The sequence below is a fragment of the Maricaulis sp. W15 genome, from assembly GCF_001924955.1.
GTDB classification, from domain to species: Bacteria; Pseudomonadota; Alphaproteobacteria; order Caulobacterales; family Maricaulaceae; genus Maricaulis; species Maricaulis maris.
Genome location: NZ_LQXG01000020.1, coordinates 30203 through 57014, shown reverse-complemented (window position 1 = coordinate 57014; position 26812 = coordinate 30203). Strand labels below are relative to the sequence as shown.

Sequence of the window (26812 nt, the reverse complement as noted above, 5' to 3'; positions counted from 1 at the left end):
GCAACCACGATCCAAGCAAGACCTCATTGCGCCAACTCCTTCAGCGACAGGCGGATAATGTCGCCAAGTGGTGCGTCATTGCCGCGCTCCCGCAGTATTTTCGCCACGGCCTGTCGCGCCGCGCCGTCATTATAGCCGAGATTGACGAGGGCCGAGACGGCGTCCTCGCGCGCCGCGCTGTCGGCATTATCCGACCGCGGCGCAGCGGCCGGTGCGGTATCGCCGGAATGAACCGGCAAGCCGATAGAGAAGCTGCGCCCGACAGGCGGCGCCTTGTCTTTCAGCTCGGTGGCGATTCGCGTCGCCAGCTTGGGCCCGACACCCTTGGCGCGGGCAAAGGTCGATTTGTCCCCCAGCGCGGCGGCATTGGCGATCTCGCTGACCGGCACGGTGTCGAGAATGGCAAAGGCGGCCTTGGCGCCGACGCCCTGGATGTTCTGCAGATGCACGAACCAGGCCCGGTCGATGTCGTGGAGAAAGCCGTACAGTTTGAATGCGTCCTCGCGAACATGGGTCTCAATGTGCAGGACGATGTCCTCGCCGGGTTCAAGGCGTGACAGGGTCCGTGCTCCTGCGCCGACCAGATAGCCCACCCCGTTCACGTCGAGAACGAGCTCGTCAGCGCCAAGCGCTTCGACCCGCCCCCTGAGCATTCCGATCATGCCGCACTCCCGACTTGTGATGCCCGCCGATGATGGGCGTGGCAGATCGCAATGGCGAGCGCATCAGCCGCATCCGCCGTCGCCCGTGTTCCCGGCAGCAGGACACCGACCATGGCCGCAATCTGGGCCTTGTCGGCGGCGCCGGTTCCGACCACCGATTTCTTCACCAGCCGCGCGGCATACTCGGCGACGGGCAATCCGGCCTGGGCCGGCGCGAGCAAGGCCGCAGCGCGCGCGTGTCCCAGTTTGAGCGCCGAAGACGCATTGGCCGCCATGAAGGCCTCTTCAATGGCCGCTTCGTCGGGCCTGTATTGCCTCACAAGATCGCCGACGGCGTCGAACAAATGGATGAGACGTTCCGACAATGGCGCATTGGTCGGTGGCGTGACAACGCCATGGGCGATCGCGCTCAGCCGACTCCCCTCGACACTGATCATACCCCAGCCCATGCGTCGCAGGCCGGGGTCAATCCCAAGAATTCGCACGGATAACGCCATTCGCCCCTCCCGGTTGCCCCTAGCTAACACCAGCGAGAGCCCGGAACAAGACGTGAACGACACATCTCCGCCCGCAGCCGGCACCGCGCGGATTCTCTTGCGACTAACTCGCATTGTTAGCGCGCACTTGATGAGAACCAGTCGCATACTCAAAATTAGTGAGATGCATTCTCATGAATACTTACATACATATGAAATCGTTGATTATTTTATATAAAACTTTCGTTTGCGCCGTTGTGGTTGCGTGCTTAGACTCTCAGTGAATTTGATCGTGCGCGCTATGGATTGCGCAACGAAGCTACAGGGGGAATTCAACATGGCCAAAAAAGGCAAACTGAGCCGTCGCTCTTTCCTGACCCGCGTCGCGGGCGGAACGATCGCAACCGGTGCAATTGCCACGGTTGCGGGCGCAGCTGTGGTGCAACGCTATTCGGATGCCGACCCGGTTGATGGTGTGGCACGTACCGGCATCACCGATTCCGACCCGAATGATTACGCCAACCACGGCACAAGCCGTACCGGTCGCACCGACAGTGACAGCGGCGCCTGCGCCGACCAGGCCGGGTTCGGCCGTGGCAATACAGGCTATACCGACAGCGACAGCTCGGGCTGCACCGACCCGGGTGGTCGTGGCCGCGGCTCCAGCCTGTAGTCAAGACTTCGCGGCGGCGCCATCCCTGGTGCCGCCGCCATATCTCTATCGTGAGGGACACCAGGCAGTTCGTGGGGGATTGCCGGACACGAGAGTGAGGTAGTTTCATGGCCAAGAAGGGCAAGCTCAGCCGCCGCTCGTTTCTGACGCGCGTCGCTGGAACTGCGATTGCAACCGGCGCCGCCGGAGCCGTGACAGGCGCTGCTGCGGCGCAAAACCGCACCGGCCGCACGGACAGTGACACTGGCAGCTATGCGGATCGCGCGGGCTATGGGCGCACCGGCGCAACCGACAGCGATAGCGGTCGCAATGCTGACCGCGCCGGATATGGCCGCGGCAGCTCGGGCGTTACCGACAATGACACCGGCGCCTATGCCGACCCGGTCGGCAATGGCCGCGGACGGTCGGGCATCACGGACAGTGACAGCGGTTCATATGCGGATCCGGCCGGCAATGGCCGCGGGCGTCGCAATTCGGGCATTACCGACAGCGATACCGGTGCCTATGCGGATCCGGCCGGCAATGGCCGCGGACGCCGCAATTCGGGCATCACCGACAGCGACACCGGTGCCTATGCGGATCCGGTCGGCAATGGCCGCGGGCGCTCCGGCGTCACCGACAGCGATAGCGGTGCCTATGCAGACCCCGCCGGCAATGGCCGCGGGCGCCGCTCATGTACCGACAGTGACACCGGCAGCTATGCCGACCCCGTTGGTCGCGGCGATCGCTGCCGCTGATTCCCGCAGGGCCGCTCGACCAGATCGATGCCGGCCTCACCCATGGAGGCTTGAATGGCCAAACGAGGCAAACTTTCCCGGCGATCATTCCTGACGCGGGTCGCTGGCGCTGCGGTTGTGACCGGCGCCGCCGGCACCGTCGCCGGTTGCGCAACGACCGGCTACACTGACACCGACACGGGCCGCTATGCCGATCCCGCCGGCGGCGGGCGCGGCGGATACGGCAATACCGGCGTGACGGACAGTGACACCGGACGCTATGCCGACCCCGTCGGCAATGGTCGCGGCGGTGGTGTCACCGATGCAGATAGCGGCCGCTATGCCGACCCGGTGGGCGGCGGGCGTGGCGGCGGCGTCACGGATGCCGACAGCGGCTCCTATGCCGATCCCGCCGGTCGCGGCCGTGGCAGTTCCGGCGTGACCGACAGTGATACCGGAAGCTATGCGGATCCGGTGGGACGCGGACGCGGCAGCGGTTATCGCGGCACGACCGACAGCGACACCGGACGTTATGCCGACCCGGTCGGCGGCGGGCGCGGCGGACGATCCTGCACCGATAATGACAGCGGCAATTATGCCGACCCGGTCGGCGGGGGCCGACGCTGCTGAAGCATCCGGACTGATCAGAAAACCCCCGCGCCTTGGCGTGGGGGTTTTTCGTATGCCACTGACATCCAAGGCCGCTCAGTGGCGACAATCCCTGACGACACCGCTAACCTTCTCATTCATTCCCGGGGGAGAGAGACCACATGACCGCACCGCTCTGGCTGACGGATCCGTTCCGCGCGATGATTGACCCGATCGATCGCGACACCTTTTTCCGCGACTATCACGAGGCCAAGCCACTCATCGTTCACCGCGACGACCCGGGGCGCTATGCTGGCCTGCTCTCGATGGCCCGGATCGATGAGATTATTTCGAGCATCGATCTGCGCGAGGGATCGCTCGACATGGCTCGGTCGGAACCGCCGGTCAGCCGCGAAGACTACATGTTCGACACCGGTTATGTTGATCGCGGCGGCGTCGCCAACCAGTTCCGCCAGGGCGCCACAATCATCCTTCCGCAATTGCACATGTCAGACGCTGTGCTCGGGGAATTTTGCCGCGCGGTCGAGTCGATCCTGAGTTGCCACGTCCAGACCAATATCTATCTCACCCCGCCGGACAATCAGGGCTTCAACACCCATTATGACGACCATGACGTCTTTGTGTTGCAGATTGAGGGCGAGAAACTCTGGCGCTTTTATGAAACGCCTGTCGAGAACCCCTATCGGGGCGAAGGTTTCCGCCCCGACGCCCACAAGGCCGGCGAACCGGTCGCCGAATTTGTGCTCAAGGCGGGCGAATGCATCTATGTGCCGCGCGGCCTGATGCATGACGCCCAGACCCATGGCGACACCGCATCGCTGCACGTGACGCTGGGTCTGATCGTCAAGACCTGGGCCGACCTGATGCTGGAAGCGGTCTCCGAGGTGGCACTGCGCACGCCGGCCATGCGCCGTTCGCTGCCGCCGGGTTTCGCCGATCCCAATTTTGACCGCAGCGAAGCTGCATCATATTTCAAGGCCATGACCGAGACCCTGGCCAGCGAGATGAGCGTCGACGGGGCGATGGACTTCTTCGTCGACAGCTTCATCCGCTCACGCGTGCCCAACACAAGGGGTACGATCAACGGATATCTTGCACCCGGCAAACCTGGCCAGGCTTTCCGCTTGCGCCCCTTCGTGCCGTGGCGGTTTGCCGGTGATGGCGAGGAGAACGTCATCATCACGGCGGGCGGCGAAGTGCGCTTTGCCGCAGAGGCCGAGGCCGGCCTGCACATCCTGCTTGATGGCGGCACGGTCACCGCGGCCAGCTTTGCCGGTCAGGACGAGGCCGGCGCGATCGAAACACTCGCCAAATTGCACGCTTTCGGCCTCATCGTGCCGACGTGATCGGCAGTCCGCGAAACCGCAGGTTATAATTCAAAACCTGCCAATCACTTGCGGACGGTATGGTTAAAACTCTACATGCGGCTCCCTGAAGCGGCCCGGCACCTCCGGGCCGCTCACTTGTTTGCAGGCAGGTAGGCCATTGCGTTTCGGTGTCACAATTCTGGGTCTGGCGGCGGTTTTCGCAGTGCTGTGGCTGATGTGGCCTTCGTCGATCAACCCGGTTTACTGGGATGAGCCGGAGCCGCCGGCGATGGCCGGACCGCTGGCTCCGAACGCGGCACTGGACACAGCCCGCTTCGTAAATGTTGGTGCTTCAGGCGCTGCCCGCAGCATCGCACTCGGACCGGACGGCGCCCTCTACTACGGAAATCTTACCGGCGAGGTCGTCCGCATCGACCCCGCACAAGCAAGCACGCCCGGAACCGTGATCGCAGACTTCGACACCGCTCCCGTGCTCGGCCTAAGCTGGATCAATGCGGGCACGCTCGGAGCCACCACCGCGAACGGTTTGTTCGCAGTCAATACCATCACCGGCAGTTCCACCCAGGTCAGCGCCGGCGTCCCCGGCTACCCCTTCGGATATGCCAACGACCTCGCCGTCACGCCGAATGGCGAGATATATTTCACCGACTCCTCGGTCATGCTTGGCAATGACCCCGACCGGAACAGCCATCGCGACGACATGCTGGAAAACCGGCCGCACGGCGCGCTTTATGTTTGGGATCCGCGAACGCATCAAACCCGTCTGGCGGCGGACCGGCTCTACTTTCCCAACGGCCTGGCTGTCGCGTCAGACCGGCAATCCATCTATATCGCTGAAACCTTCCGCTACCGGATACTCCGCTATTGGGTGGACGGACCGAGACGCGGCGAGTCGGAAGTTTTCGTCGAAAATCTGCCCGGACTACCAGACGGGTTGGCGACCGACGGTTCAGGCCACTTGTTCATCGCCTTCCCCGCCCAGCGCGACCCGACCCTGCGAACAATCCGCCGCAACCCGTGGCTTGCGCGGATCGTTTCGCGGCTGCCCCGCTGGGTGCAACCGACCGGTGGGCGGCCGAACGCCTTCATTGCGGTGATCAACGAACAGGACGGCACGATCATCTCGTCGCTGCACGGCACACACAGCCAATTGTGCCATATCTCGAACATGACACTGTCGGTGGACCAGGAATTATGGTTCGGCTCAGCCGATTGTGGCTATATCGCGCAGCTGCCACAGGCCGCCGTCCAAGCCGGATTGCGCGCCACCGCGCCCCCGCGCACTGGCGGCACTGACTAGTCTGTTCCCAGACGGTCCGGATGTCGCGACCGCCTATGCGAGCAAACTTTCGGCGGCGTTGACGATGCCCTCCGCTGTGATGCCGAAATGCTCGTACAAGGTCTCCGCGGGCGCGCTCGCACCAAAGCCGGTCATGCCGACAAACGCGCCTTTGCGCCCGATGATCTGGTCCCAACCGAAACGCAGTGCCGCCTCGCAGGCGACCACCGGGATACCGGCGGGGAAGAGATCATCAATATGGTCATCGCCCTGCTCAAGCAGGAGATCGAGGCAAGGTGCCGAGATCACGCGAACACTGCGCCCTTTGCCGCGGAGCGCCGACGCGGCCTCGACGGCCAGCGAAACCTCCGAGCCGGTCGCGACCAGCACAACATCCGGCGCACCATTACTGTCAGAGAGCACATAAGCGCCGCGCGCCGAACGGTTTTCGCTGCCGTCATCGTCGCGCAGGAAAGGCAGTTTCTGGCGCGATAGCGCCAGGACGGACGGGCCGTCGATCCGACGCAGTGCGAGATCCCAGGCTTCTGCCGTTTCCAGCGCGTCGGCCGGCCGGAAGACATGCATGTTCGGAATGGCGCGTAGCGATGCCAGTGTCTCGACCGGCTGGTGCGTCGGACCGTCTTCTCCCAGGCCGATGGAATCGTGCGTCATCACATAGACCACGGGCTGGTGCATGAGCGAGGACAGGCGCATCGAGGGGCGACAGTAATCGGCAAAGACCAGGAAGGTCGCGACATGCGGCCGGAAACCGCCATGCAGGGACATGCCGTTGGCACAGGCCGCCATGCCATGCTCTCGCACGCCGAAATGAATGTACTGTCCGGCATAGTCGCCCGCTTTGACGATACCCACGCCTGGCGTCTTTGTCAGATTGGAGCCCGCCAGGTCGGCAGAGCCACCCGCCAGGCTCGGCCAGTCGCCGATGATGGCCGCCAGCGTCTGCCCGGAAGCGGCCCGCGATGCGACGGCCGGCTTGTCTTCGGCAACCTTGCGACGCCAGGCATCAAGCGCAGCGAGTTCGGCCTCTCCGGGCTCACCGGATATCTGTGACACGAAGTCATCGGCCTTCTCCGAGCCGGCGAGACGGTCCTGCCAGGCCTGATGGGAATCCGCCGAACCCGTCGCGCGCCAGGCATCGAGGATGTCGGCGGGGATATCGAACGGCGCCGACGTCCAGCCCAGCGCCTTGCGCGTACCGGCGATCTCCTCGTCGCCGAGCGGCGCGCCATGGCTGCCCGCCGTACCGGCCTTGGTCGGCGCCCCGAAACCGATCGTCGTGCGGCACGCAATCAGGACCGGCTTGTCGGACGAACGCGCGGCCTGCAGGGCGGCGTCGATGGCCGCGTGATCATGGCCATCAATGCGCGAAACCGCCCAGCCGGCTGCCTCGAAACGTCTGATCACATCAGTGCTCTCGGAAAGATCGGTCGGACCGTCGATGGAAATCTCGTTATCGTCCCAAAGGACACACAGGCGGTTGAGCCCGAGATGGCCGGCCAGCGAGATCGCCTCGTGGGAGATACCTTCCTGCAGGTCACCGTCGGACGCGATCACCCAGGTGCGGTGATCGACCAGCTCGTCGCCATAGCGGGCATTCATCATGCGCTCGGCGAGGGCCATGCCGACCGACATCGAGATACCCTGCCCCAGCGGTCCAGTGGTCGCTTCCACACCCGGTGTATGTCCATATTCCGGATGGCCGGCGGTGAGGCTGTTGATCTGCCGGAAATTCTTCAGCTCATCGAGGGTGATGTCTTCAAACCCGGTCAGGTGCAGCAAGGAATAAAGCAGCATCGAGCCATGGCCAGCTGACAGGACAAAGCGGTCGCGATCCGCCCAGCCCGGCGCGGTCGGATCAAACTTCATATGCTTGGCCCACAACACCGTTGCCACATCGGCCATGCCCATCGGCATGCCGGGGTGACCGGAATTGGCCCGCTCGACGGCATCCATCGACAGCGCCCGGATGGCATTGGCCATATCGGACATCGAAACCGAGGTGGAAAGCGTGGTCATGCGAGCGTCTCCATGCGCCGGGCCGGCCGCTAGCCGGATATCAGGCCTGTCCTTGCGAGCAAGGCTTTTGTGGAGGCGTCATAGCTGGATATATCGCCGTCCAAAATCCCCTTGGTCAGCACTTTTCCCAGCTCGACACCCCATTGGTCGAACGGATTGATGTCATAGAGCACGCTTTCGACAAAAACCTTGTGTTCGTGCAGTGCGATAAGCGCCCCAAGCGTTGCCGGCGTCAGGTCATCGAGCAACAGGGTTGATGATGGTCGGCCGCCCGGCATGGACTTGTGACTGGCAAGCTCCGGTTCGATCGCCGGATCAATCTTGCGACCGTCGAGCAGGGCCGCACCTTGCGCTGCCATGTTCGCGGCAAGTGCCTGCTCACGCGCATCAGAGCTGGAAAAGTGCCGCGCGATGCCGATGAAATCGACCGGCACCACGTCACCGCCCTGATGCAGCCACTGGAAGAAGGAGTGCTGGATCTCAGTACCATTGCCGCCCCACACCAACGCTCCGCCCGGGGTTGAGCCGGGCTTGCCGTCGACCGTCACGGACTTGCCGAGCGATTCCATTTCCAGCTGCTGGAAATAGTCCGCCAACTTTCCCAGTCGGGCCGAATAAGCGGCGACACAGCGGGCCGGATAGTCCAGGCCGATCCGGTTCCAGACATCGATCAACCCTTTGAGAACCGGCATGTTGCGCTCAAGCGGCGCTGTCGCGAAGTGCGTGTCCATGGCTTTTGCGCCATCGCGGAAGGCCTGGAAGACATCCGGACCAAGGCCGATCTCGAGCGCCAATCCAACCGCACTCCAGACGGAATAACGGCCCCCGACCCAGTCCGGGAAATCAAACACCAGCGAGGGATCAATCCCGAAGGCCTTGGCCTTCTCGGGCGCAGCCGATGCGGCTGCGAAATGGGCCCCCGCCTTGTCGGCGCCGACATGCCCGGCCAGCCAATCCCGGGCGGCTTCGCCGGACATCAGGGTTTCCTGGGTCGAGAAGGATTTCGAGGCAACGATGAACAGGATCGCGGCCGGCTCTGCCCCGGCGACCGCATGTTTGAGGTCGCTGGGATCGAGGCTGGCGACGAATCGAAGCTCAGGGCCGCCATCGGCATGGTCAGCCAGCGCATCCGCAACCAAACGCGGCCCCAGATCCGACCCACCAATCCCGATATTGACGACGCGGCTGATCCTGACCCCGGACGGCGCATAGGCACCGGAACGTACACGCTCGGCGAAATCACGCGTCTCGGCCTGTGTCCGCTTGACCAATGCTGCCGCATCACTGCCCGCGAGATTGCCGCCCTCACGATAGGCCATGTGCAAGGCCGGGCGGCCTTCGGTAGCGTTCACAATTGCGCCCGAAAGAAGCGCATCGCGTTTGCTTTCAAGTCCGCTCGCGCGGGCACGGGCAAACAGGGCCTGCAGGGCCGCCTCATCGAGACGCTGTTTGGTCGCGTCAAGTTCGAGGCCTGCCGCGCTCAGGATCAGGGCTTTGGAACGATCTTCGCCAGCCTCGGCCAGCGCACGGAGAGAAAGGCCGGACAGGCGTTCGGCATGGGCGTTCAAATCGGTATCGGACACGGGACTTCCTGCGCTCAGAGTGGAAATGACAACCTATTGGCAGGGCGGTCGCTTCACAAGGCGTCGGACGCGCTTTCATGGTCCTTGGAACCCGCGCGATCGGCCTCCACGACCGCACCGAGCAGGTGATAGAGCGTGCTGGCCGGCATGCGGTCAGCAACCCGCTGACCGGACGCATCGACCTGGTCGATCCAACCGCCCGGAAGGGCCGGGTCAATGTGATGCTGCAGCAGTTGCGCAGCAGCACGTTCGACCTCGCTCCCGCCATCGACATGGCTCAGACGCTGGCGAGCGAGCGCGGCGCGCAACCACTCCGTTTGTACCCAGGTCCGACTGCCCCCGTCGATAATATCGCCGGCTCCGGAAATGGCACTCATCATGAAGCCGGTCTTGGCATTGCGCCCGAACCGACAGGCATGTGCGTACAACTCGTCGGGCAAATTTTCCCGAACCGCCAGACCCGCTTCTCGACCCTCGTCGAGCAGCCACACCCATTCAAGTTCGTGGCCCGGTTCGACCAAAAGCCCCTCATCGGGGCGAGGTGCCGGGCGCAGTTCATTGTCAAAATGCTCGGCGAGAAAGCCGCCCGGCGCGACCATGAACCGATCCTCCAAGAGCGTAAGGATATGACCGGCCCGGCGCAGGTATTCCGGGTCCGCTGTCGCTTCGTGCCAAGCGAGCAAACATTCAAAGAAGTGCATATGCGGGTTCTGGCGGCGCGGCAGCGCAGCACCACCGACATTCTCGCAATAGCCGCCTGCCGGATGGCCAAATGCGTCGTCGAGATATGCGATCAACGCGTCGGCACTGTTCCGGTAATAACTGTCCCGCGTCAATCGATGCAGCCACGCCAAGGCCAGCAACAGGAAGGCATGATCATAGAGATCCCGCATCGGATCCTCGACCTCGCCTGAATCGCTCAGACGATGGACCCAGCCCGGCTTGCCGTCCGGTGATTTCGCGCGGCGCTCGAGCAACTCGAAACCGTCAACGGCAAGGTTAAAACCATCACACCATCCGGCAAGATGCGCGCGCGCAAAGACATAGACCTGGCGTGCTTGGGTGCGGACCCGCCGTGTGTCGCCGGTGACCGGCCTGCCGTCGAGGCTGAGAGATTCGAGAAATCCGCCGCTTCGCCTGTCCCAGGCATGACCGGCCCAAAATGGCAGGGCGACATTGACCCCCCAGTCGGCGAACCGTTCCAACGAATTCAAAACACCCCCCAAGCCCCCACGGCGCTAGCCGTCGAGTTGCGCCATATCCTCATCGGAAATGTCAAAATTGGCATAAACGTTCTGTACGTCGTCACAATCTTCGAGCGTTTCCATCATCTTCATCAAGGAGCCGACCTTGTCGCCGGTGACTTCGATGAGGTTTTGCGGCCTCCAGATCAACTTGGCCGAGGACGGATCCTCAAAACGTTCGGAGAGATTTCCCACCACTTCCATGAGGTCTTCACGGGCGGTGTAAATCACATGCTCGCCTTCATTGTCCTCATCGCCTGGTTCGGACCCGACATCTTCGGCGCCCGCTTCGATGGCGGCCTCCATCATGTCATCCTCGTCAACAGTCGACAGCGGATAGCGGATCTCGCCGACATTATCGAACATGAAAGCGACCGAGCCGGTCTCGCCAAGATTCCCGCCATTCTTGGCGAAAGCAGTGCGGACTTCAGCGGCCGCGCGATTGCGGTTGTCGGTCGAGACCTCGACGATCACGCCGATTCCGGCCGGACCGAAACCCTCATAGCGGATGTCTTCAAAATCATCGCCATCGCCGCCCGAGGCCTTGTCGACCGCGCGCTGGATATTGTCCTTGGGCATCGACTGCCCTTTGGCGTTGGCGATGGCGAGGCGAAGGCGCGGATTGGCATCCGGATCGGGGCCGCCCATCTTCGCGGCGATGGAAATTTCCTTGGACAGGCGCGAGAACAGCTTGGAACGCAGCTTGTCCTGGCGCCCCTTGCGGTGCTGGATATTGGCCCATTTGGAGTGTCCGGCCATGGTCGAGTTTCCTGTTCCTGCGGATTCGAGGCGTTTTCTCTACCGAGAATGTCAGCCAAACACCATACTTTGCGCCACATTGCCGCGTCATTCAGAGCAGGTCGCCACGCCCCTCATCAACGAGAGCATTGACCAATACCTTGACATCCTGCGTCCGCGCCCCGTCGCTCACCAAAACCGCATCATCCGTGACCACGATAACGACATTGTCCAAACCCACGACCCCGACACGGCGCCCGGCGGCCATTACGTAGGAATTCTGTGTATCGACGAAATGAACGTCACCGCGGGAAACATTCCCTTCGGGCGTCTTGTCGTCAGCGATCTCCCACAACGCGTTCCAGGCACCGACATCGGACCATCCGATGTCTGCAGGAATGACGGCAGCCCGTTCCGTCTTTTCCATCACCGCATAGTCGAACGAATTGGCCGGGCATCGCGAAAAAGCGTCGGCGCACAGCGTGATGAGGTCGCCGTCAACCATTCCATTGGCCAAGGCTTCGCGACTGATCACGGAGATATCCGGACAAAGCGCATCCATCTCCGCAAGCACAGCGCCTGACCCGAACATAAATATGCCGGCATTCCAGTAAAAATCACCGGCCGCGACGAAGCGTTCGGCAACCTCCCTGACAGGCTTTTCAGTAAACCGCTTGACCCGGTAGCCGGTCGCGACGGGTTCACCGCGTTCGATATAGCCATAGCCGGTTTCCGGCGTGGACGGCTCGATACCAAAGGTAATTATGTGGTCCGAATTTGCCAGTGACAAAGCGGCTTCGATCGCGTCGTGGAACGCGTCGGGCTTCCGAATATGGTGGTCGGCCGGCAACAGCAATACGATCGCATCATCACCATGTTCCCGAGCGACCAGCGTTGCAGCCACTGCAGCGACTGCAGCCGTGTTGCGGGCAACCGGCTCGACGACAAAATGGGATGGTCGAACGCCGAGCGCATCAAGCTGAAGGCGGGCGAGTGCGTGCTGACGTTCGTTGAGAATCACAATCGGCGGAGCAAAGCGGAAATCTTTCCGCGTTTCGGCGACCCGGGAGACGGTTTCCTGAATCATCGTCATGTCGGAAACCAGAGCATGGAGCTGTTTTGGATGAGCGGTCCTGGATAGCGGCCAGAGCCGTGTTCCTGACCCGCCGGACATGATAACCGGTACAACCAACGCCACAGCGTTTCCTCCCGCTAACAATCGAGGACATGAATGAAGCAGATCGACGCGACATTACAACCGCGCTGTGTCAGGAAGCGACGCTCTGGTCAACGACAACAGATGCCAAACTCAGTTGGCCAACTCCGCGTAATGGGCGCGAACTGACGTCGCGGGCGGAAAATCTCTGGCCGACAAATAATTCAACAATCGCCCCAGCACCAATGCGCTGTCTGTCTGAACAACACGGACATAGGCGTCTCCATCGACGCCACCCGTAGCAAAGACGCAGGCGTCGTCATGGCCCTCCTCGGCATCGAATGCGCGCAGGAAAGCGGCGAGATGCTGGTCGAACTCGTGTGCCGACCGCACGTCATCGAACCGGATCGTTTGTTTGAACACGCTCTCCCCCTGACACCTCGTGTCACTCGGTCGGGGCCCATTCCCGCCCCACCAAATGACATTCTGCGCCCTTCCCGCCTGACCGACCGTGATCGGGGTCACAGCGGCAGCGGCGCGACGTCAAGATACGGTATCGACGATTTTGCGCACATCAAGCAGTGGCAACGGCGAACCACAGGGAATCCGCTGCATCGCAGCAAAATTGTCACATCACGCGGGAAGCGCTTCGGCGAGTTGCCCGCCGAGCCGGATCGGCTCGCAGCGAAGCGCCAGACCCGTGCTGTCATCGGTCTCCACAAAGACGCCGCACATGGTCGCTTCGCCGGTCGCCGGCTCGAAGCGGCCGGACCGCATGCGTGTCGTGAAACGGCGCAGGGGCTCTTCCTTGTCCATGCCAATCACGCTGTCATAGTCACCGCACATGCCGGCATCGGTCTGATAGCCCGTGCCGCCCGGCAACACGCGCGCATCGGCTGTCGGGACATGGGTGTGCGTGCCGACAACGAGGCTCGCCCGACCGTCGCAGAAGGCCCCCATCGCCATTTTCTCACTCGTCGCCTCCCCGTGGAAATCGACGATTACGGCGTCCGCAACCACCGCCAGCGGCGCCGCGGAAAGCTCTCGCTCGACCGCTGTGAAAGGGTCATCCAGCGACTCCATGAAGAGATTGCCCATCACATTCATGACAAAGACCCGGCGCCCATCCGGCAGATCATAGAGATTGGCGCCGGCGCCCGGGGTCGAGCCGACCGGATAATTGGCGGGACGCAGCAGACGCGGCTCGCGGTCAATGAAGCTCAACGTCTCACGCTGATCCCACGCGTGATTGCCCAGCGTGAGCACATCGACGCCCAGATCAAACAACTGGTTGCAAATCTTTTCGGTAACACCAAACCCGGCCGCCGCATTCTCGGCGTTGACGACGATGAAGTCGGGTTTTAACACCTCGCGCACGCGTGGCAGATGGTCCTCGATCGCGCGGCGGCCGGTCTTGCCGACAATGTCTCCAAAAAAGGCCAGGCGCATGAATAAGGACTCCGTCTGCGATCAGGTCGACGGATATGGCGCATCAGGCACCGAATGTCCAAGTCATGACTGATACATCCGGATCAGGCGGCGTCCACGGCACCGGGGACATAGTCAAGGATCGGGGCCAGACACCGTTCGGCCTCTTCAAGCGTCCAGCCCTTGCGACGCGCATAATCCTCGACCTGATCGCGCAGGATCCGGCCAACGGCGAAGTAATGGCTGTCGGGATGTGACAGGTAGATGCCGGACACCGACGAGGCCGGCATCATGGCGAAGGAATTGGTCAGGCCGATGCCCGCCTTTTCCTGGGCATCGAGCAAGCCGAACAGGGTCCGCTTCTCGGAGTGATCGGGCTGGGACGGATAACCCGGCGCTGGCCGGATGCCGTCATAGGCCTCTGAAATCAGGTCGCGATTGGAAAATTCTTCGTCCGGCGCATAGCCCCAATGCTCACGACGCACCCGCTCATGCAGCCATTCGGCAGCCGCCTCAGCCAAACGGTCGGAGAGCGCCTTGAACAGGATGGAATTGTAATCGTCCTTATCGGCCTCAAAACGCGCCAAAAGCTCCGCATTGTCGCCAGCCGTCACAGCGAACCCCCCGATCCAGTCTGCGTGACCGGCGGGCGCCAGGAAATCATACTGGCTGAGATGCGGGCGATCATTGTCCTTGGCGGCTTGCTGGCGCAGCCCGTAAAACCGCACCAATTCGGTCTCACGCGTGTCATCGGTGAACAGGACGGCATCATCACCATCGCGATTGGCCGGCCAGAACCCGACCACGGCGCGTGGCTGCAGCAATTGCTCTTTGACGATCCGGTCCAGCATCACCTGGGCATCGGCAAACAGGGATTTGGCCGCCTCACCGCGCTTGGGGTCCTCGAAAATGGCCGGATAACTGCCCTTGAGCTCCCAGGTAAAGAAGAAGGGCGTCCAGTCGATATAATCGACCAAGCTGGCGAGATCCGGCTGGAGCGTGGTGACACCGGGGCGGTTCGGCACCGGCGGTTCATAGGTGGACCAATCGCAATCCCAAGCGTTCTCCCGCGCCCGCGCGATCGGCAAACGGGCCTTCGCCGAGCGGGCGGCAAGACGGCGCTCGCGTATCTTGGCCAGTTCCGCCTTGACCTCGCCTGCATAGGCATCGCGCTGATCCGACAGAAGTTTCGAGACCACACCGACCGCCCGGCTGGCGTCATGCACATGGACGACGGGCGCCACATGGATCGACGGATCAATCTTGACCGCCGTGTGCGCGGGACTGGTCGTCGCGCCACCGATCAGCAACGGGATATCGACCTTCTGACGCTCCATCTCGGACGCCACAAACACCATCTCGTCGAGCGAGGGGGTGATCAGACCGGACAGGCCAATGATATCCGCGCCTTCCTTGCGCGCCGTCTCGAGGATTTTCTCACACGGAACCATCACGCCAAGATCGATCACGTCATAACCGTTACATTGCAGCACGACGCCGACGATGTTCTTGCCAATGTCATGCACATCGCCCTTCACGGTGGCCATGACAATCTTGCCGTTCGACTTGCCCTGATCGCCGGTCAGGGCCTTTTCCTCCTCCATGAACGGGATGAGGTGGGCAACGGCCTGCTTCATCACGCGAGCCGACTTGACCACTTGCGGCAGGAACATCTTGCCATCGCCAAACAGGTCGCCGACGACATTCATGCCGTCCATCAGCGGCCCCTCGATCACGTGCAGCGGCCGGTCAAAAGACGTACGGGCCTCTTCGGTGTCGTCGACAATGAATTCATTGATGCCGTGGACGAGGGCATGACGGATGCGATCACCGACCGGGGCATCACGCCATTTCAGATCACGCACCTTGGCCGGTCCGGCGCCCTGACCGCGATAGCGTTCAGCCGCCTCGAGAAGGCGGTCAGTCCCGTCAGCGCGGCGATTGAGGATGACGTCCTCGACCAGTTCCCGCAGCTCGGGTTCGATATCGTCATAAATGTCGAGCTGGCCGGCATTGACGATGCCCATATCCATCCCCGCCTTGATGGCGTGGTAGAGGAAGACCGAATGCATGGCGCGGCGCACGGTTTCATTGCCGCGGAAGGAAAAGGAGATGTTCGACAGGCCGCCCGAGACGTGGCAGCCCGGCAGATTGTCACGAATACGCCGGGTCGCCTCGATGAAATCGACGGCATAGTTGTTATGCTCCTCGATCCCGGTCGCCACGGCAAAGATATTCGGGTCGAAGATAATATCTTCCGGCGGGAAACCGATTTCGTCGACCAGGATTTTGTAGGCCCGCTCACAAATCTCGTACTTGCGGGCTGCGGTGTCCGCCTGGCCGGTCTCGTCAAAGGCCATCACCACGACCGCCGCGCCATAGGCCAGGCATTTGCCGGCATGCTCGCGGAACTGAGCCTCGCCTTCCTTGAGACTGATCGAATTGACGATGGCCTTGCCTTGCGTGTTCTGCAGCCCGGCCTCGATCACCTCCCATTTGGAGCTGTCGACCATGACCGGGACGCGCGCCACGTCGGGCTCGCCGGCGATCAGACGCATGAAACGGGTCATCGCTTCAACGCTGTCGAGCAAGCCCTCATCCATGTTCACATCGATGATCTGGGCGCCGTTCTCGACCTGCTGACGGGCAACGGACACGGCCTCGGTATAATCACCCTCGGTGATCAGCCTCCGGAAGCGGGCTGAGCCGGTCACATTGGTACGCTCGCCGACATTGACGAAACTGGGTACAGATTTGGACATGAAACAGGGCCTCAGGACGCCAGTTCGAAAGGTTCCAGACCCGACAGGCGCGTGGCGCGCTTGCGTCGGGCGGGACGGCGTGGATCCGCGGATTTCGCCGCCGCTGCGATGGCGCGGATATGATCCGGCGTTGTGCCGCAGCACCCGCCGAGAATATTGACCAAGCCGGAGTTCGCCCATTCACCAAGATGCGCGGCTGTCTGGTCGGGAGTCTCGTCATACTCGCCCATATCATTGGGCAGGCCGGCGTTCGGATAGGCCAGGATCAAGGTGTCGGCGACGCGCGAAATTTCACTGATATAGGGCCGCATCTCATCGGCCCCCAAGGCACAATTGAGTCCAACAGCCCACGGCCGGGCATGCCGGACCGAGTACCAGAAGGCCTCCGCCGTCTGACCGGACAGCGTCCGTCCCGACCGGTCCGTGATTGTTCCGGAAATCATGATCGGGACGTGCTCACCCGAGCTGGCGCGTAAATCGAGCAATGCCTTGATCGCCGCCTTGGCATTGAGCGTGTCGAAAACGGTTTCAATGAGAAAAAAGTCGACATGAGGCGCCATCGCCTCGGCCTGCTCATAATAGGTTGCCCGCACGGTCTCGAAATCAACATCACGATGCCCGGGATCATTCACATCCGGTGAGATCGACAACGTCTTGTTGGTCGGCCCGATCGCACCGGCAACACCGCACACGCGCCCGGTATCTGCAGCGAAGCAGTCAGCTGCCTCGCGCGCCAGACGTGCGCCCTCGCGGGCAATTTCCGGCGCCAGCGCCTGCATTTCGTAGTCCGCTTGCGCGATCGCGGTCGCCGAGAACGTGTTTGTTTCGACAATATCGGCGCCAGCCTCGAAATAAGCGTGATGGATTGCCCTGACCGCGTCGGGAGCCGACAGGTTGAGAATGTCGTTATTGCCCTTGATCGAGACGCCCCAGTCGACAAAGCGCTCACCGCGATAGCCGGCTTCGTCCAGCTTCAGGTCCTGGATCTGCGTGCCCATGGCACCATCGAGAATGAGAATGCGCTCGCTCGCGACCTGCTCGAGCGCGCTGATACGATCAATCCGGGTCATGACGCCACCGCCTCGCTTTCGCGTTCGCAGGCCTTCACGCCCAACAACTGACAGGTCGACAAAGCCAGCTCGGCGCGGTTGAGCGTGTAGAAGTGGAACCCGTCGACGCCGCCGGTCCGCAGCTTGCCGCACAATTTTGCCGCCACATGCGCCGTCACGAGCTGACGCGTGCCGGCATCGTCATCAAGGCCCTCATAGGCCTCATGCAGCCAATTCGGCAGGCTGGCGCCACACAGGCCGGCGATGCGTTTGAGGCCTTTAAAGTTCGGCTGCAGCATCACGCCGGGAATGATCGGGATCGTGATGCCTGCCCGCGCTGCCCGGTCCCGGAAACGGAAATAGATATCCGGGTCGAAGAAAAATTGCGTGATTGCACGGGTCGCCCCGCCATCGATCTTTGCCTTGAGCAAATCAATGTCGAAATCGGCATTCGGACTCTCCGGATGCGTCTCCGGATAACAACCGACGGAAATTTCGAAATCACCGACATCACGGATGCCGCGCGACAGTTCGGCGGCGTTGGCATAGCCGCCTGCCGGCGGAACATAGGCGCCGCCGATCGCATCCGGCGGATCACCGCGCAGCGCCACGATATGCCGAACACCGGACCGCCAGTAGTCGCGGATAACCGTGTCGACCTCCTCGCGCGTTGCGCTGACACAAGTGAGGTGGGCGGCCGGCCGGATCGAGGTTTCCTCGACAATGCGGTGCACGGTGCGGTGTGTCCGGTCGCGGGTTGACCCGCCAGCACCGTAAGTCACCGACACAAAGTCAGGCTGGAGCGGTTCGAGGCGCGAAATCGACTCCCAAAGCGTCGCCTCCATCGCGTCGGTCTTCGGCGGGAAGAATTCGAACGAAACGGCCAGGCCATTCGTGTTCCGCGCTGTCTGTCCATCCGCACTCATGGGGCACCTTTCACCGATAAAATGTCCACCGACAGATCGCGTTCGCCAGCGACCATCGACCATCGACCCAAACGATATCAACATCACGACATAAAGATATCTTTATATGATGTGATTGGCTAGGGGTGAATTGGCGTATTGGACAGCGGCGCCTATATGGGCTGGTGAAATCTTCTGCGAAGCGCACAAGGCTTGCATCCGCTCGCCACATCTGGTCTACCCGACGATATAAAGCTTTCCTTATATGAGGATTCCACAGTGAGCCGTTCTTCCTACATCTTCACGTCCGAAAGTGTTTCCGAAGGCCATCCGGACAAGGTGTGCGACCGCATTTCCGACACCATTGTCGACCTTTTCCTGGGCAAGGACCCGGAAGCGCGTGTCGCCTGCGAGACCCTGACCACCACGAACCAGATCGTGCTGGCCGGCGAAGTCCGTTGCGCCGCAGAGATCGACGATGGCGAGATCGAGGCGGCCGCCCGCGAAGCCGTACGTGATATCGGTTATGAGCAGGATGGCTTCCACTGGCAGACCGCCAATCTGCAGAACTTCCTGCACGAGCAATCAGTGCATATCGCCCAGGGCGTTGATGCCAGCGGCGACAAGGATGAGGGGGCAGGCGATCAGGGCATCATGTTCGGCTACGCCTCGGACGAAACGCCGCAGCTCATGCCGGCGCCGATCACCTATTCGCACCAGATTCTCAAGCGCATGGCCGAACTTCGCAAATCCGGCGCCCGCCCGGAATTCGAGCCCGACGCCAAGTCGCAGGTGACCATGCGCTACGAGAACGGCGTCCCTGCCGGCGTCACCTCTGTCGTCGTTTCGACCCAGCACAAGGACGGACTGAGCCAAGCGGATATCCGCGAACTGGTTCGCCCGGTCGTCGCCGAGGTTCTGCCCGAGGGCTGGTTCCCGCCGGAAGACGAGTTTTACGTCAACCCGACCGGCACCTTCGTGATCGGCGGACCGGACGGGGATGCCGGCCTGACCGGCCGCAAGATCATTGTCGACACCTATGGCGGTGCCGCACCGCATGGTGGCGGCGCCTTCTCCGGCAAGGACCCGACCAAGGTCGACCGCTCGGCCGCCTATGCCTGCCGCTGGCTGGCCAAGAATGTGGTCGCTGCCGAACTGGCCAAGCGCTGCACAATCCAGGTTTCCTACGCGATCGGCGTTTCCAAGCCGCTCTCGCTTTATGTCGACCTGCACGGCACCGGCCGCGTTGACGAAGCCAAGCTGGAAAACGCCTTGCGTCAACTGGCCAATCTGTCACCGCGTGGCATCCGTGAGCGCCTGCAATTGAACAAGCCGATTTACGCCCGAACGGCCGCCTATGGGCATTTCGGCCGGACGCCGACCGATGACGGTGCCTTTTCCTGGGAGCGCACCGATCTCGCCGACGAGCTTCGCTCTCTCCTTTGATCCTGATATGAGCTGGGCCAAGTCACCGGCCCTATCGCCCTGAGAACACCGATACAGAAGGACCTGATGGTCATGACGCAATTTGCTGCGGACAAACCCTATGTCGTCAAGGACATGTCGCTGGCCAAATGGGGCCGGATCGAATTCGACATGGCCGAGATCGAAATGCCGGGCCTGATGGCCCTGCGCGAAGAGTACAAGGACAGCCAGCCGCTGAAAGGCGCCCGCATCGCCGGCTCGCTGCACATGACCGTGCAGACCGCGATCCTGATCGAGACGCTGACCGCGCTCGGCGCCGAAGTCCGCTGGGCCTCCTGCAACATCTTCTCGACCCAGGACCACGCTGCCGCGGCGATCGCTGAGACCGGCGTGCCGGTTTTCGCCACCAAAGGCGAAACGCTGGAAGAATACTGGGACTATGCCGACGCCATCTTCCATTGGCCGAACGGCGAAACTGCCAACATGATCCTCGATGATGGCGGCGATGCCACCATGTATCTGATCCTTGGCGAGAAGGCCGAGAACGACCCGTCCGTTCTCAACCATCCGAAATCCGAGGAAGAAACCTTCCTGTTCGCGCAAATCAAGAAGCGCATTGCTGCGACCCCGGGCTGGTTCGCCAAGGCCAAGGCCGCCATCCAGGGCGTGTCCGAAGAGACCACGACCGGCGTTATGCGTCTCTACCAGATGCAAAAGCGCGGCGAACTGCCCTTCCCGGCGATCAACGTCAATGACAGCGTCACCAAGTCGAAATTCGACAACCGCTATGGCTGCCGCGAAAGCCTGGTCGATGCCATCCGTCGCGGTACCGACGTGATGATGGCCGGCAAGAAGGCGCTGGTCTTCGGTTATGGCGATGTCGGCAAGGGCTCGGCGGAATCGCTGGCCGGTGCCGGCGCCCGCGTCTACGTCACCGAGATCGACCCGATCTGCGCCCTGCAGGCTTGCATGGACGGTTTCGAAGTCGTTCTGGCCGAAGACGTGATCGGCGAGATGGATATCTTCGTCACCGCGACCGGCAATAAGGACATCCTCACCGTCGATCACATGCGCGCCATGAAAGACATGGCCATCGTCTGCAATATCGGCCATTTCGATAATGAAATTCAGGTCGAGAGCCTGAAAAACTATCAGTGGACCAATGTGAAGCCGCAGGTCGACCTGGTGAACTTCCCGGAAGGCCACCGCATCATCCTGCTGTCGGAAGGCCGCCTGGTGAACTTGGGTAATGCGACCGGCCATCCGAGCTTCGTGATGTCGTCCAGCTTCACCAATCAGACGCTGGCCCAGATCGAGCTGTGGACCAAAGGCGATCAATACGGCAACGAAGTCTACATCCTGCCAAAGCATCTCGATGAGAAAGTCGCCGCCCTGCACCTCGACAAGCTCGGCGCCAAGCTGACCGTGCTGTCGGAAGAGCAGGCCGACTATATCGGCGTGCCGCAGCACGGCCCGTTCAAGGCCGAGCACTACCGCTACTAGGACGACGCACCCGAACAAGGAAGGGGCGCCTTGCCAGCCGGCGAGGCGCCCTTTTTATCACTCGTGACGCAGAGCGGGGAATCGTCCAGTCTCGCGGTGGGGGAACCGTCATGACATTGAACGATGCCTATCTGATTTCGCAGATCGTCGCGGTCCTCTTGGTCGGGCCGACACTGCTGTACTTGGCCCTGCAAGTCCGCCAGAACACCAAGCAATTGCAGGCCGCCGCGCGCTACCAGTTTGTCGAAGCGACAGGGCAGATGCATTCGCTGACAGTGGGCAGCAAGCCGACCGCTTCAATGTTCAGACGCGGCATCGAGTCCTACGCCCAGCTCGACCCGGACGAGCGGCTGCAGTTTGGTATCCTCATCGGGCATTTTTTACAGATTTACAGCGTCATGTTCGAGCTGCACGCCGACGGCCTGTTGCCAAAGAGCCAATGGCATGCCGTCCTCAAGGACCTCGAATTCATCCTCGACTGCGATGGCGGCAGAGAGATCTGGGAATCGTTCGGCAGGGTTGGCTTGTCACCGGACTTCGTCGCTTACGCGGACGCCATTTTTCACGAAACACCCGGCTCCTACAAACTCTAGCATCAACAGCGCGCCAGACCGCCCGGGCCGCCAGCGGCGTTGGCAGGTCGGCGAGCGCCAATGCGGCGGGCTGTGCCAGGCGGCGGCAACCAGACGCGTAACCCGTGTGAGGCCATACACCTGCGTCTTCGGCCGCGATTGCGCCGAAGTGTGGGAGGGAACGGGATGTCGGCGGACACCGGGGTGTCCTGTTGGTGGTCTGCGGTGTCCGTGATGTCCTCGACATCCCGCCAAGCCTTCCGGAACAAAAAGATGGGAGATTTCCCGGACGCTCTCGCCCCCGATTCCAATGCGTCAGGTAGATGGGGTCGGTCGTTTAGTGCCCCGCGACCTGGTCGCACGCCCTGCCGGAGCTTCGGATTGTCACATCCGACGCGCGGACAGGCTCCGCTCGTTTCCGGGCACAAGTGACTGAGCTCGTGCCTCCCGTCCCGAAAACCGAGGGCATTATATGTCGGTTGGCGAGGGGGGAGGATAAGTTTACCTCTATTCCCACCCCACACACCGTCATCCCGATGACAATCGGGACCCAGTCTGCGACGCGAAGTCGTTGCAGGGTTTGGTGAAATCGGGTGTGCGAGACTGGGTCCTGACCTTCGTCAGGATGACGGCTTGCGGTAGTTTGTGCGGGGGATAAGTGGTTCTTCCCCACAGCGTGGGCTGGCGGGAAAGCTCGCACAGCCCGCTCCATGGCAACAAGACCATTCAGCACCGCCTCGCCCTGCCAGCTAGTCGACAATCGGGACAAAGCCGGAGGCTACCGCCGCATCCCAGTCCAGCCGGATCCAGCCCAGGGCTTTCTCGAGCTCGTGGAACTGGCCGACCTTTCGGCCCGAGGAATGGGCAACGGTTGCCACAATCATGGACACCGTCTTCTGATCCTCGGCCTTGCTGACAAAAGCCAATTTCGTACCCGGTGCCAGTCCATCAACCAGGCCCTGGACATTGTCGATGATCTGCACGGGCTCGGCGTTGATGCTCGAGTCCCGGATATTGATCAAAACCCCGCGCACTGATTGGGCGATAGCCACGTCGCGAAGCTCCTGCCGTGACGCCAGGATTTCCTCGGCATCCACCGGTCCGACATGGGTCAGGCAGGCCGCGTGACTGGCGGGATCATGCGTGACGGTGAAAGTCATGACATCCCTCGATCATCCGGCGCCCCGGGATGGGCCGGAAACGGCATTGAACCGCTCTGGGTGACCACCCCGTCCAAAGCTTGATCATGCCGTTCTGCGGGAATTGTCGCAAGCACCTGGCAGTCAAAGGCCAGTCCGATCGCCCGAACCTGCCCGGCTGCGCGCAACGCCGCCAGCGTATAGTCGTAATAGCCCTTGCCGAAGCCGAGTCGATTGCCGGAGCGGTCGCAAGCCAGCAGTGGCACCAGCACAAGCCCCGGCCGGAGCGCGGGCCGGTCGTCGCGAGGCTCCATCACGCCCATGGGCCGGCGCTCCAGCGCATCACCGGCGGACCAGGCGCGAAAGAGGAGCGGCCGACCATGGCCCTGCACAACCGGCAGACACAAGGGGTGCCCGAGGTCGCCCAGACGTTTCATGAGAGGACGCGGATCGATTTCACCGGTCAATGGCCAATACCCGGCCACGGCGGCGCCGGCTGCTGGCAACCAAGCGCCGGGATAATTCCGGGCCAGGTCATCACCGGCCCCCGGCAGGCTTTCGGCCGCCATGCGGCGCAGTTCTATCATCCGTGACCGCAGGGCCGGCTTGTCTGCGGGAAAAGTCATGTGGCGGCTCCACTTGCGCCGTCAGGGCGTGTATATCCCCACAAACCCGACAGTTCAGGTGGGCACCACTTGAACGGGACCAGGGTCCCAGACAGAGGCAGTTCCCTCGTGGAGGTGTACGGTCCGCAGGATAAACGCCCCACTCGTACGCAGCAGATGACCGCCACCCCCTATGTGGCGCCGATTGCCACCAAGCTCAAGCGCCAGCTTCCGCGAGCGTGTCGCGCTGCGCAGATGCGTCACTGTCGCTGCTCGCCTCGTCATCACCGTTTTCGAAGGCATCGGCCAAGCGCTCCATGCGATCAGCAAGCCGATTGAGCTGGTCGGCGAGGCGCCCGCGAGCCTCGGCATGCAGGCTGGCGGCGCCGCGATTTTCGTGCCGCAGACGCTGTGCCTGCCCTTCAAGCGCCTCGACGCGACTGTCCGCCTCCTTGAGGTCGTCCACCAGTATGAGCGAGGCCATCAGCAGAAGGCGAAGATCCCCGATCTGCCCGACCTGGCCAGAAATCTCGGCCACGCGCTTGTCCAAGGTTCCGGCGAGCTCGCGCAGATACGCTTCCTGACCTTCTTCGCAGCCAATCGTGAAATCCCGGCCATTCAGGGTGACGGTCACGCGCGACATCGCTTCACCCCTCCTCGGTCAAAAGGCCGCGCAGATCGCTGATGGCGCTGTCGAGCGCATCCGAAGCCGACTGCGCCGCGTCTTGCAGTACGGCCTCACGACCGCGAGCTTCATCAAGCGCTTCGGCCAGATTGGCTCGATCAACATCGGCGTCCCGAGCTTCAACCGCCGCTATTTCTGCTTTGCGCACGCGGGCCCGCATCGTCCGGGCGACTCCCTCAACACGCCCCATCGCGTTGTCGAGGCGGGAAAGGACGACTTCGAGCGCGTCTTCAGGCATGTCGGAACGCACGTTCATACGTCCAGAATCGGCTGCGTCGGCCCAAAGTTCAAGTTCTTCTTCAACTTCACCTCCTGTGACTTTGACTCCAGACCGATTCATGACGGTGAAAAGCGGCGGAAAGGTGGACGGTTCAGACCCCGGCCCCCGGCGCGCTTCCGTTTGACCGACATGGCAGAACAGTCCAAAAGTTTCCGCCATTGTCACACCCCAATAAAGGGTCTCCGCCACCAATGCTCTCCCTTCCCGACTGGGCGTTTTACCCGATCTCCGCTGCCGCGGCCGCCGGCATGATCGCCGCTGCCATGAGCTTCGGAGATACCAACCACCGAACACCGGAGGAAATTCGCGCCGAAGGCATCACCTTCGAGGGCGAAAGCTTGGCAGCGTTGACGGTCGGCAATGGTTTGACCGTGGAATTCCTGACCGAGAACGGGATTCGGTTCGCCAGGGTTTCTGCCGCTCGAGCCCCGTTGGACGGGATACAGTCTGCGGGCGCGTTCTTCACCCTGACGACAGAAGAGATCGAAGCTCTGCAGGGGCACAGAATCCGGCTGACTTACACGCTGAGAGCCGCCAGTTCGAACGGCGCAGATGAGGCCCTTCTGAACTTCTTCACCCCCGGACGGAGTCAACAGGATTGGGAGCGGCACCTGCTTGCCCCCGAATTTGACACCATCACCATGGATCTCTCACCAACCACGTGCGAGTGGGGATTTGGATATGTAGGTCTTTGGCCGGACTGGCGCAGCAGCCAGAACCAAGCGGACCTGTCGCGCGTTGAACTGACAGCACTCGAGGCAGTGCCCTGCTCGGATCAAGCGCCCTGATCGTCGATAGGCCGGACCTTGGCCCGGCGCGTGAACAAGTCCGCTGGATTCCAGTTCATCATTCTCGCGACACGCATCGGTGATACGCGACGGTTTGCCTGGATCTCCCTGCGCGACGCGAGGATATCGGCGCGTCCCGAAACGGCGTCACGGATCGCACGCGCAAACAACGCGCCCTGCCCGAATCGAAACGACGACAACCAAAGCGCAAACGTCACCGCGACATGGCCGGGCAACAGCAGCCAGAACAACCAGCCCGGAGTGTTCTTCAAGAACACCCATAGCCGGTTGCGGACGCCATAATAGGTCGCGATCTCGGAGCGACGACCCGACGAGCCATAGCCAACATGATCAACGATCGCCGCAGCCAACTGAACGGTCGGCAATCCGTTCAGGCGCGCGCGATACCCCAAATCAACGTCCTCATTGTAGCAAAAAAACCGCTCATCAAAGCCACCGAGCGCCTCGAACACGTCGCGGCGAATGAACATCGCAGCGCCACAGGCCGCAAAAACCTCGCCCTCCGCCAACGGCCCGGCGCGACGCCCATATCCCGACCGGTAAGCCAGTCCAAGCGCATGATAGCAATCGCCTGTGCCATCAAGGACATCGGTCTTGCCGGCTGCGAACTGTGTCGATCCGAAAAGCGCGATTTCCGGGTATTTCCGGCGGGCGGCCTCAAATTGCTCGATCCAGTCCGGGTGAGCGTAGGCATCCGGGTTCAGCAGGGCCAACCATGTTGAGCCCGCAGCCCTTGCCAGGAGATTGTTGCCACCGGCGAAGCCGAGATTTTTTTCGCTTTCGATCAGTCGGACACCGGACGGCATGTCGGCCGGACCGACACGTTGGCCCTCTGGCGACCCGTTCTCCAGGACAAGGACTTCACGCGGAGCCCGTGTTTGCGCCTGCAGCGCTGCAAGGCAGGCCGTGAGCGTGCCGACGCTCTTGTAGGCGACGATCAGGACAGTGATGTCGACGGTATCAGCGGTATCAGACACGCGGTTTCCAGCTTGCGACTGCGGGATGCTGCGTTGCAGCGCCTTCCAATTTCACACTGAGCGGGTAGCATGCTTTCCGGCTGCCGCGAACTCTTCACGCACAAGCGGTACCCAGACGCTACCCACACCTTGTTTGTGGTGATAACGCTGAACACACGCTAACGTCGCTCAG

26 protein-coding genes are annotated in these 26812 nt (G+C 62.1%); 9 read left to right on the top strand and 17 right to left on the bottom strand.

Annotation, left to right across the window (positions count from 1 at the left end; all coding sequences use genetic code 11):
- Positions 1 to 23: 23 nt before the first annotated feature.
- Both ruvA and ruvC read right to left on the bottom strand, forming a co-directional pair.
- On the bottom strand, positions 24 to 662 hold the full coding sequence (ruvA, locus tag AWH62_RS14435) for a Holliday junction branch migration protein RuvA (RefSeq protein ID WP_075191214.1): 639 nt from the start codon (positions 660 to 662) through the stop codon (positions 24 to 26).
- Positions 659 to 1159 (bottom strand): crossover junction endodeoxyribonuclease RuvC, encoded by a 501-nt coding sequence (ruvC, locus tag AWH62_RS14430; protein ID WP_075191213.1) that lies wholly within the window; start codon positions 1157 to 1159, stop codon positions 659 to 661. The genes ruvA and ruvC overlap by 4 nt, the downstream gene beginning before the upstream one ends.
- A gap of 316 nt (positions 1160 to 1475) precedes the next feature.
- Between ruvC and AWH62_RS14425 the strand changes: the two genes are divergently transcribed.
- The 5 genes from AWH62_RS14425 to AWH62_RS14405 all read left to right on the top strand — a co-directional run bounded on the left by AWH62_RS14425 (position 1476) and on the right by AWH62_RS14405 (position 5764).
- Complete coding sequence (locus AWH62_RS14425; RefSeq protein WP_075191212.1) at positions 1476 to 1811, top strand: hypothetical protein; 336 nt, start codon at positions 1476 to 1478, stop codon at positions 1809 to 1811.
- 107 nt (positions 1812 to 1918) lie between these two features.
- Positions 1919 to 2548 carry a hypothetical protein gene (locus AWH62_RS14420; RefSeq protein WP_075191211.1) on the top strand — a complete coding sequence of 210 codons (630 nt, stop codon included), beginning with the start codon at positions 1919 to 1921 and terminating at the stop codon, positions 2546 to 2548.
- Positions 2549 to 2602: 54 nt separating this feature from the next.
- Positions 2603 to 3157 (top strand): hypothetical protein, encoded by a 555-nt coding sequence (locus tag AWH62_RS14415; RefSeq protein ID WP_075191210.1) that lies wholly within the window; start codon positions 2603 to 2605, stop codon positions 3155 to 3157.
- Positions 3158 to 3297: 140 nt separating this feature from the next.
- Positions 3298 to 4482, top strand: coding sequence for a cupin domain-containing protein (locus AWH62_RS14410; protein ID WP_075191209.1), 1185 nt, complete (start codon positions 3298 to 3300; stop codon positions 4480 to 4482).
- A gap of 139 nt (positions 4483 to 4621) precedes the next feature.
- Entirely contained in the window at positions 4622 to 5764 is a 1143-nt protein-coding gene (locus AWH62_RS14405) for an SMP-30/gluconolactonase/LRE family protein (protein WP_075191208.1), read from the top strand.
- Positions 5765 to 5797: 33 nt separating this feature from the next.
- Here the strand turns inward: AWH62_RS14405 and tkt are convergent, their stop codons facing one another.
- From tkt to metF, 10 genes are all read right to left on the bottom strand, one after another.
- The gene (gene tkt, locus AWH62_RS14400) at positions 5798 to 7780 is read right to left on the bottom strand and encodes a transketolase (RefSeq protein ID WP_075191207.1); all 1983 of its coding nucleotides are present in this window, start codon (positions 7778 to 7780) and stop codon (positions 5798 to 5800) included.
- Positions 7781 to 7809: 29 nt separating this feature from the next.
- A complete protein-coding gene (pgi, locus tag AWH62_RS14395; RefSeq protein ID WP_075191206.1) occupies positions 7810 to 9363 on the bottom strand; it encodes a glucose-6-phosphate isomerase in 1554 nt (517 codons plus the stop codon).
- Between the two features lie 53 nt (positions 9364 to 9416).
- On the bottom strand, positions 9417 to 10568 hold the full coding sequence (locus AWH62_RS14390; RefSeq protein WP_075191205.1) for an AGE family epimerase/isomerase: 1152 nt from the start codon (positions 10566 to 10568) through the stop codon (positions 9417 to 9419).
- Positions 10569 to 10601: 33 nt separating this feature from the next.
- Positions 10602 to 11366 carry a YebC/PmpR family DNA-binding transcriptional regulator gene (locus AWH62_RS14385; protein ID WP_075191204.1) on the bottom strand — a complete coding sequence of 255 codons (765 nt, stop codon included), beginning with the start codon at positions 11364 to 11366 and terminating at the stop codon, positions 10602 to 10604.
- A 91-nt stretch (positions 11367 to 11457) separates the two neighbouring features.
- Positions 11458 to 12543: a mannose-1-phosphate guanylyltransferase/mannose-6-phosphate isomerase gene (locus tag AWH62_RS14380; RefSeq protein WP_143743084.1), complete on the bottom strand. Its 1086-nt coding sequence runs from the start codon at positions 12541 to 12543 to the stop codon at positions 11458 to 11460.
- A 111-nt stretch (positions 12544 to 12654) separates the two neighbouring features.
- Complete coding sequence (locus AWH62_RS14375) at positions 12655 to 12924, bottom strand: hypothetical protein (RefSeq protein ID WP_143743083.1); 270 nt, start codon at positions 12922 to 12924, stop codon at positions 12655 to 12657.
- A gap of 210 nt (positions 12925 to 13134) precedes the next feature.
- Entirely contained in the window at positions 13135 to 13950 is an 816-nt protein-coding gene (locus AWH62_RS14370; RefSeq protein ID WP_075191201.1) for a TIGR00282 family metallophosphoesterase, read from the bottom strand.
- Between the two features lie 83 nt (positions 13951 to 14033).
- Complete coding sequence (gene metH / locus AWH62_RS14365; RefSeq protein ID WP_075191200.1) at positions 14034 to 16691, bottom strand: methionine synthase; 2658 nt, start codon at positions 16689 to 16691, stop codon at positions 14034 to 14036.
- 11 nt (positions 16692 to 16702) lie between these two features.
- The gene (locus AWH62_RS17070) at positions 16703 to 17761 is read right to left on the bottom strand and encodes a homocysteine S-methyltransferase family protein (RefSeq protein ID WP_075191199.1); all 1059 of its coding nucleotides are present in this window, start codon (positions 17759 to 17761) and stop codon (positions 16703 to 16705) included.
- Positions 17758 to 18666: a methylenetetrahydrofolate reductase [NAD(P)H] gene (gene metF, locus AWH62_RS14355; RefSeq protein WP_075191198.1), complete on the bottom strand. Its 909-nt coding sequence runs from the start codon at positions 18664 to 18666 to the stop codon at positions 17758 to 17760. The genes AWH62_RS17070 and metF overlap by 4 nt, the downstream gene beginning before the upstream one ends.
- Before the next feature lie 258 nt (positions 18667 to 18924).
- On the opposite strand from metF, the gene metK reads away from it, so the two are divergent.
- From metK to AWH62_RS14340, 3 genes are all read left to right on the top strand, one after another.
- Positions 18925 to 20091, top strand: a complete 1167-nt coding sequence (metK, locus tag AWH62_RS14350) for a methionine adenosyltransferase (RefSeq protein ID WP_075191197.1) — start codon at positions 18925 to 18927, stop codon at positions 20089 to 20091.
- Positions 20092 to 20163: 72 nt separating this feature from the next.
- Positions 20164 to 21573: an adenosylhomocysteinase gene (gene ahcY, locus AWH62_RS14345; protein WP_075191332.1), complete on the top strand. Its 1410-nt coding sequence runs from the start codon at positions 20164 to 20166 to the stop codon at positions 21571 to 21573.
- 110 nt (positions 21574 to 21683) lie between these two features.
- Positions 21684 to 22166 (top strand): hypothetical protein, encoded by a 483-nt coding sequence (locus tag AWH62_RS14340; RefSeq protein ID WP_075191196.1) that lies wholly within the window; start codon positions 21684 to 21686, stop codon positions 22164 to 22166.
- A 728-nt stretch (positions 22167 to 22894) separates the two neighbouring features.
- On the opposite strand, the gene AWH62_RS14335 is transcribed toward AWH62_RS14340, so the two are convergent.
- From AWH62_RS14335 to AWH62_RS14320, 4 genes are all read right to left on the bottom strand, one after another.
- Positions 22895 to 23305: a hypothetical protein gene (locus AWH62_RS14335; RefSeq protein WP_075191195.1), complete on the bottom strand. Its 411-nt coding sequence runs from the start codon at positions 23303 to 23305 to the stop codon at positions 22895 to 22897.
- On the bottom strand, positions 23302 to 23910 hold the full coding sequence (locus AWH62_RS14330) for a 5-formyltetrahydrofolate cyclo-ligase (protein ID WP_075191194.1): 609 nt from the start codon (positions 23908 to 23910) through the stop codon (positions 23302 to 23304). The genes AWH62_RS14335 and AWH62_RS14330 overlap by 4 nt, the downstream gene beginning before the upstream one ends.
- Positions 23911 to 24106: 196 nt before the next feature.
- Positions 24107 to 24532: a cell division protein ZapA gene (locus AWH62_RS14325; protein WP_075191193.1), complete on the bottom strand. Its 426-nt coding sequence runs from the start codon at positions 24530 to 24532 to the stop codon at positions 24107 to 24109.
- 4 nt (positions 24533 to 24536) lie between these two features.
- Positions 24537 to 25043: a DUF4164 family protein gene (locus tag AWH62_RS14320; RefSeq protein WP_075191192.1), complete on the bottom strand. Its 507-nt coding sequence runs from the start codon at positions 25041 to 25043 to the stop codon at positions 24537 to 24539.
- 2 nt (positions 25044 to 25045) lie between these two features.
- Between AWH62_RS14320 and AWH62_RS14315 the strand changes: the two genes are divergently transcribed.
- Entirely contained in the window at positions 25046 to 25642 is a 597-nt protein-coding gene (locus AWH62_RS14315; protein ID WP_075191191.1) for a hypothetical protein, read from the top strand.
- On the opposite strand, the gene AWH62_RS14310 is transcribed toward AWH62_RS14315, so the two are convergent.
- A complete protein-coding gene (locus AWH62_RS14310) occupies positions 25630 to 26640 on the bottom strand; it encodes a glycosyltransferase family 2 protein (RefSeq protein WP_075191190.1) in 1011 nt (336 codons plus the stop codon). The two genes, AWH62_RS14315 and AWH62_RS14310, sit on opposite strands and share 13 nt — an antisense overlap.
- Positions 26641 to 26812 lie beyond the last annotated feature (172 nt).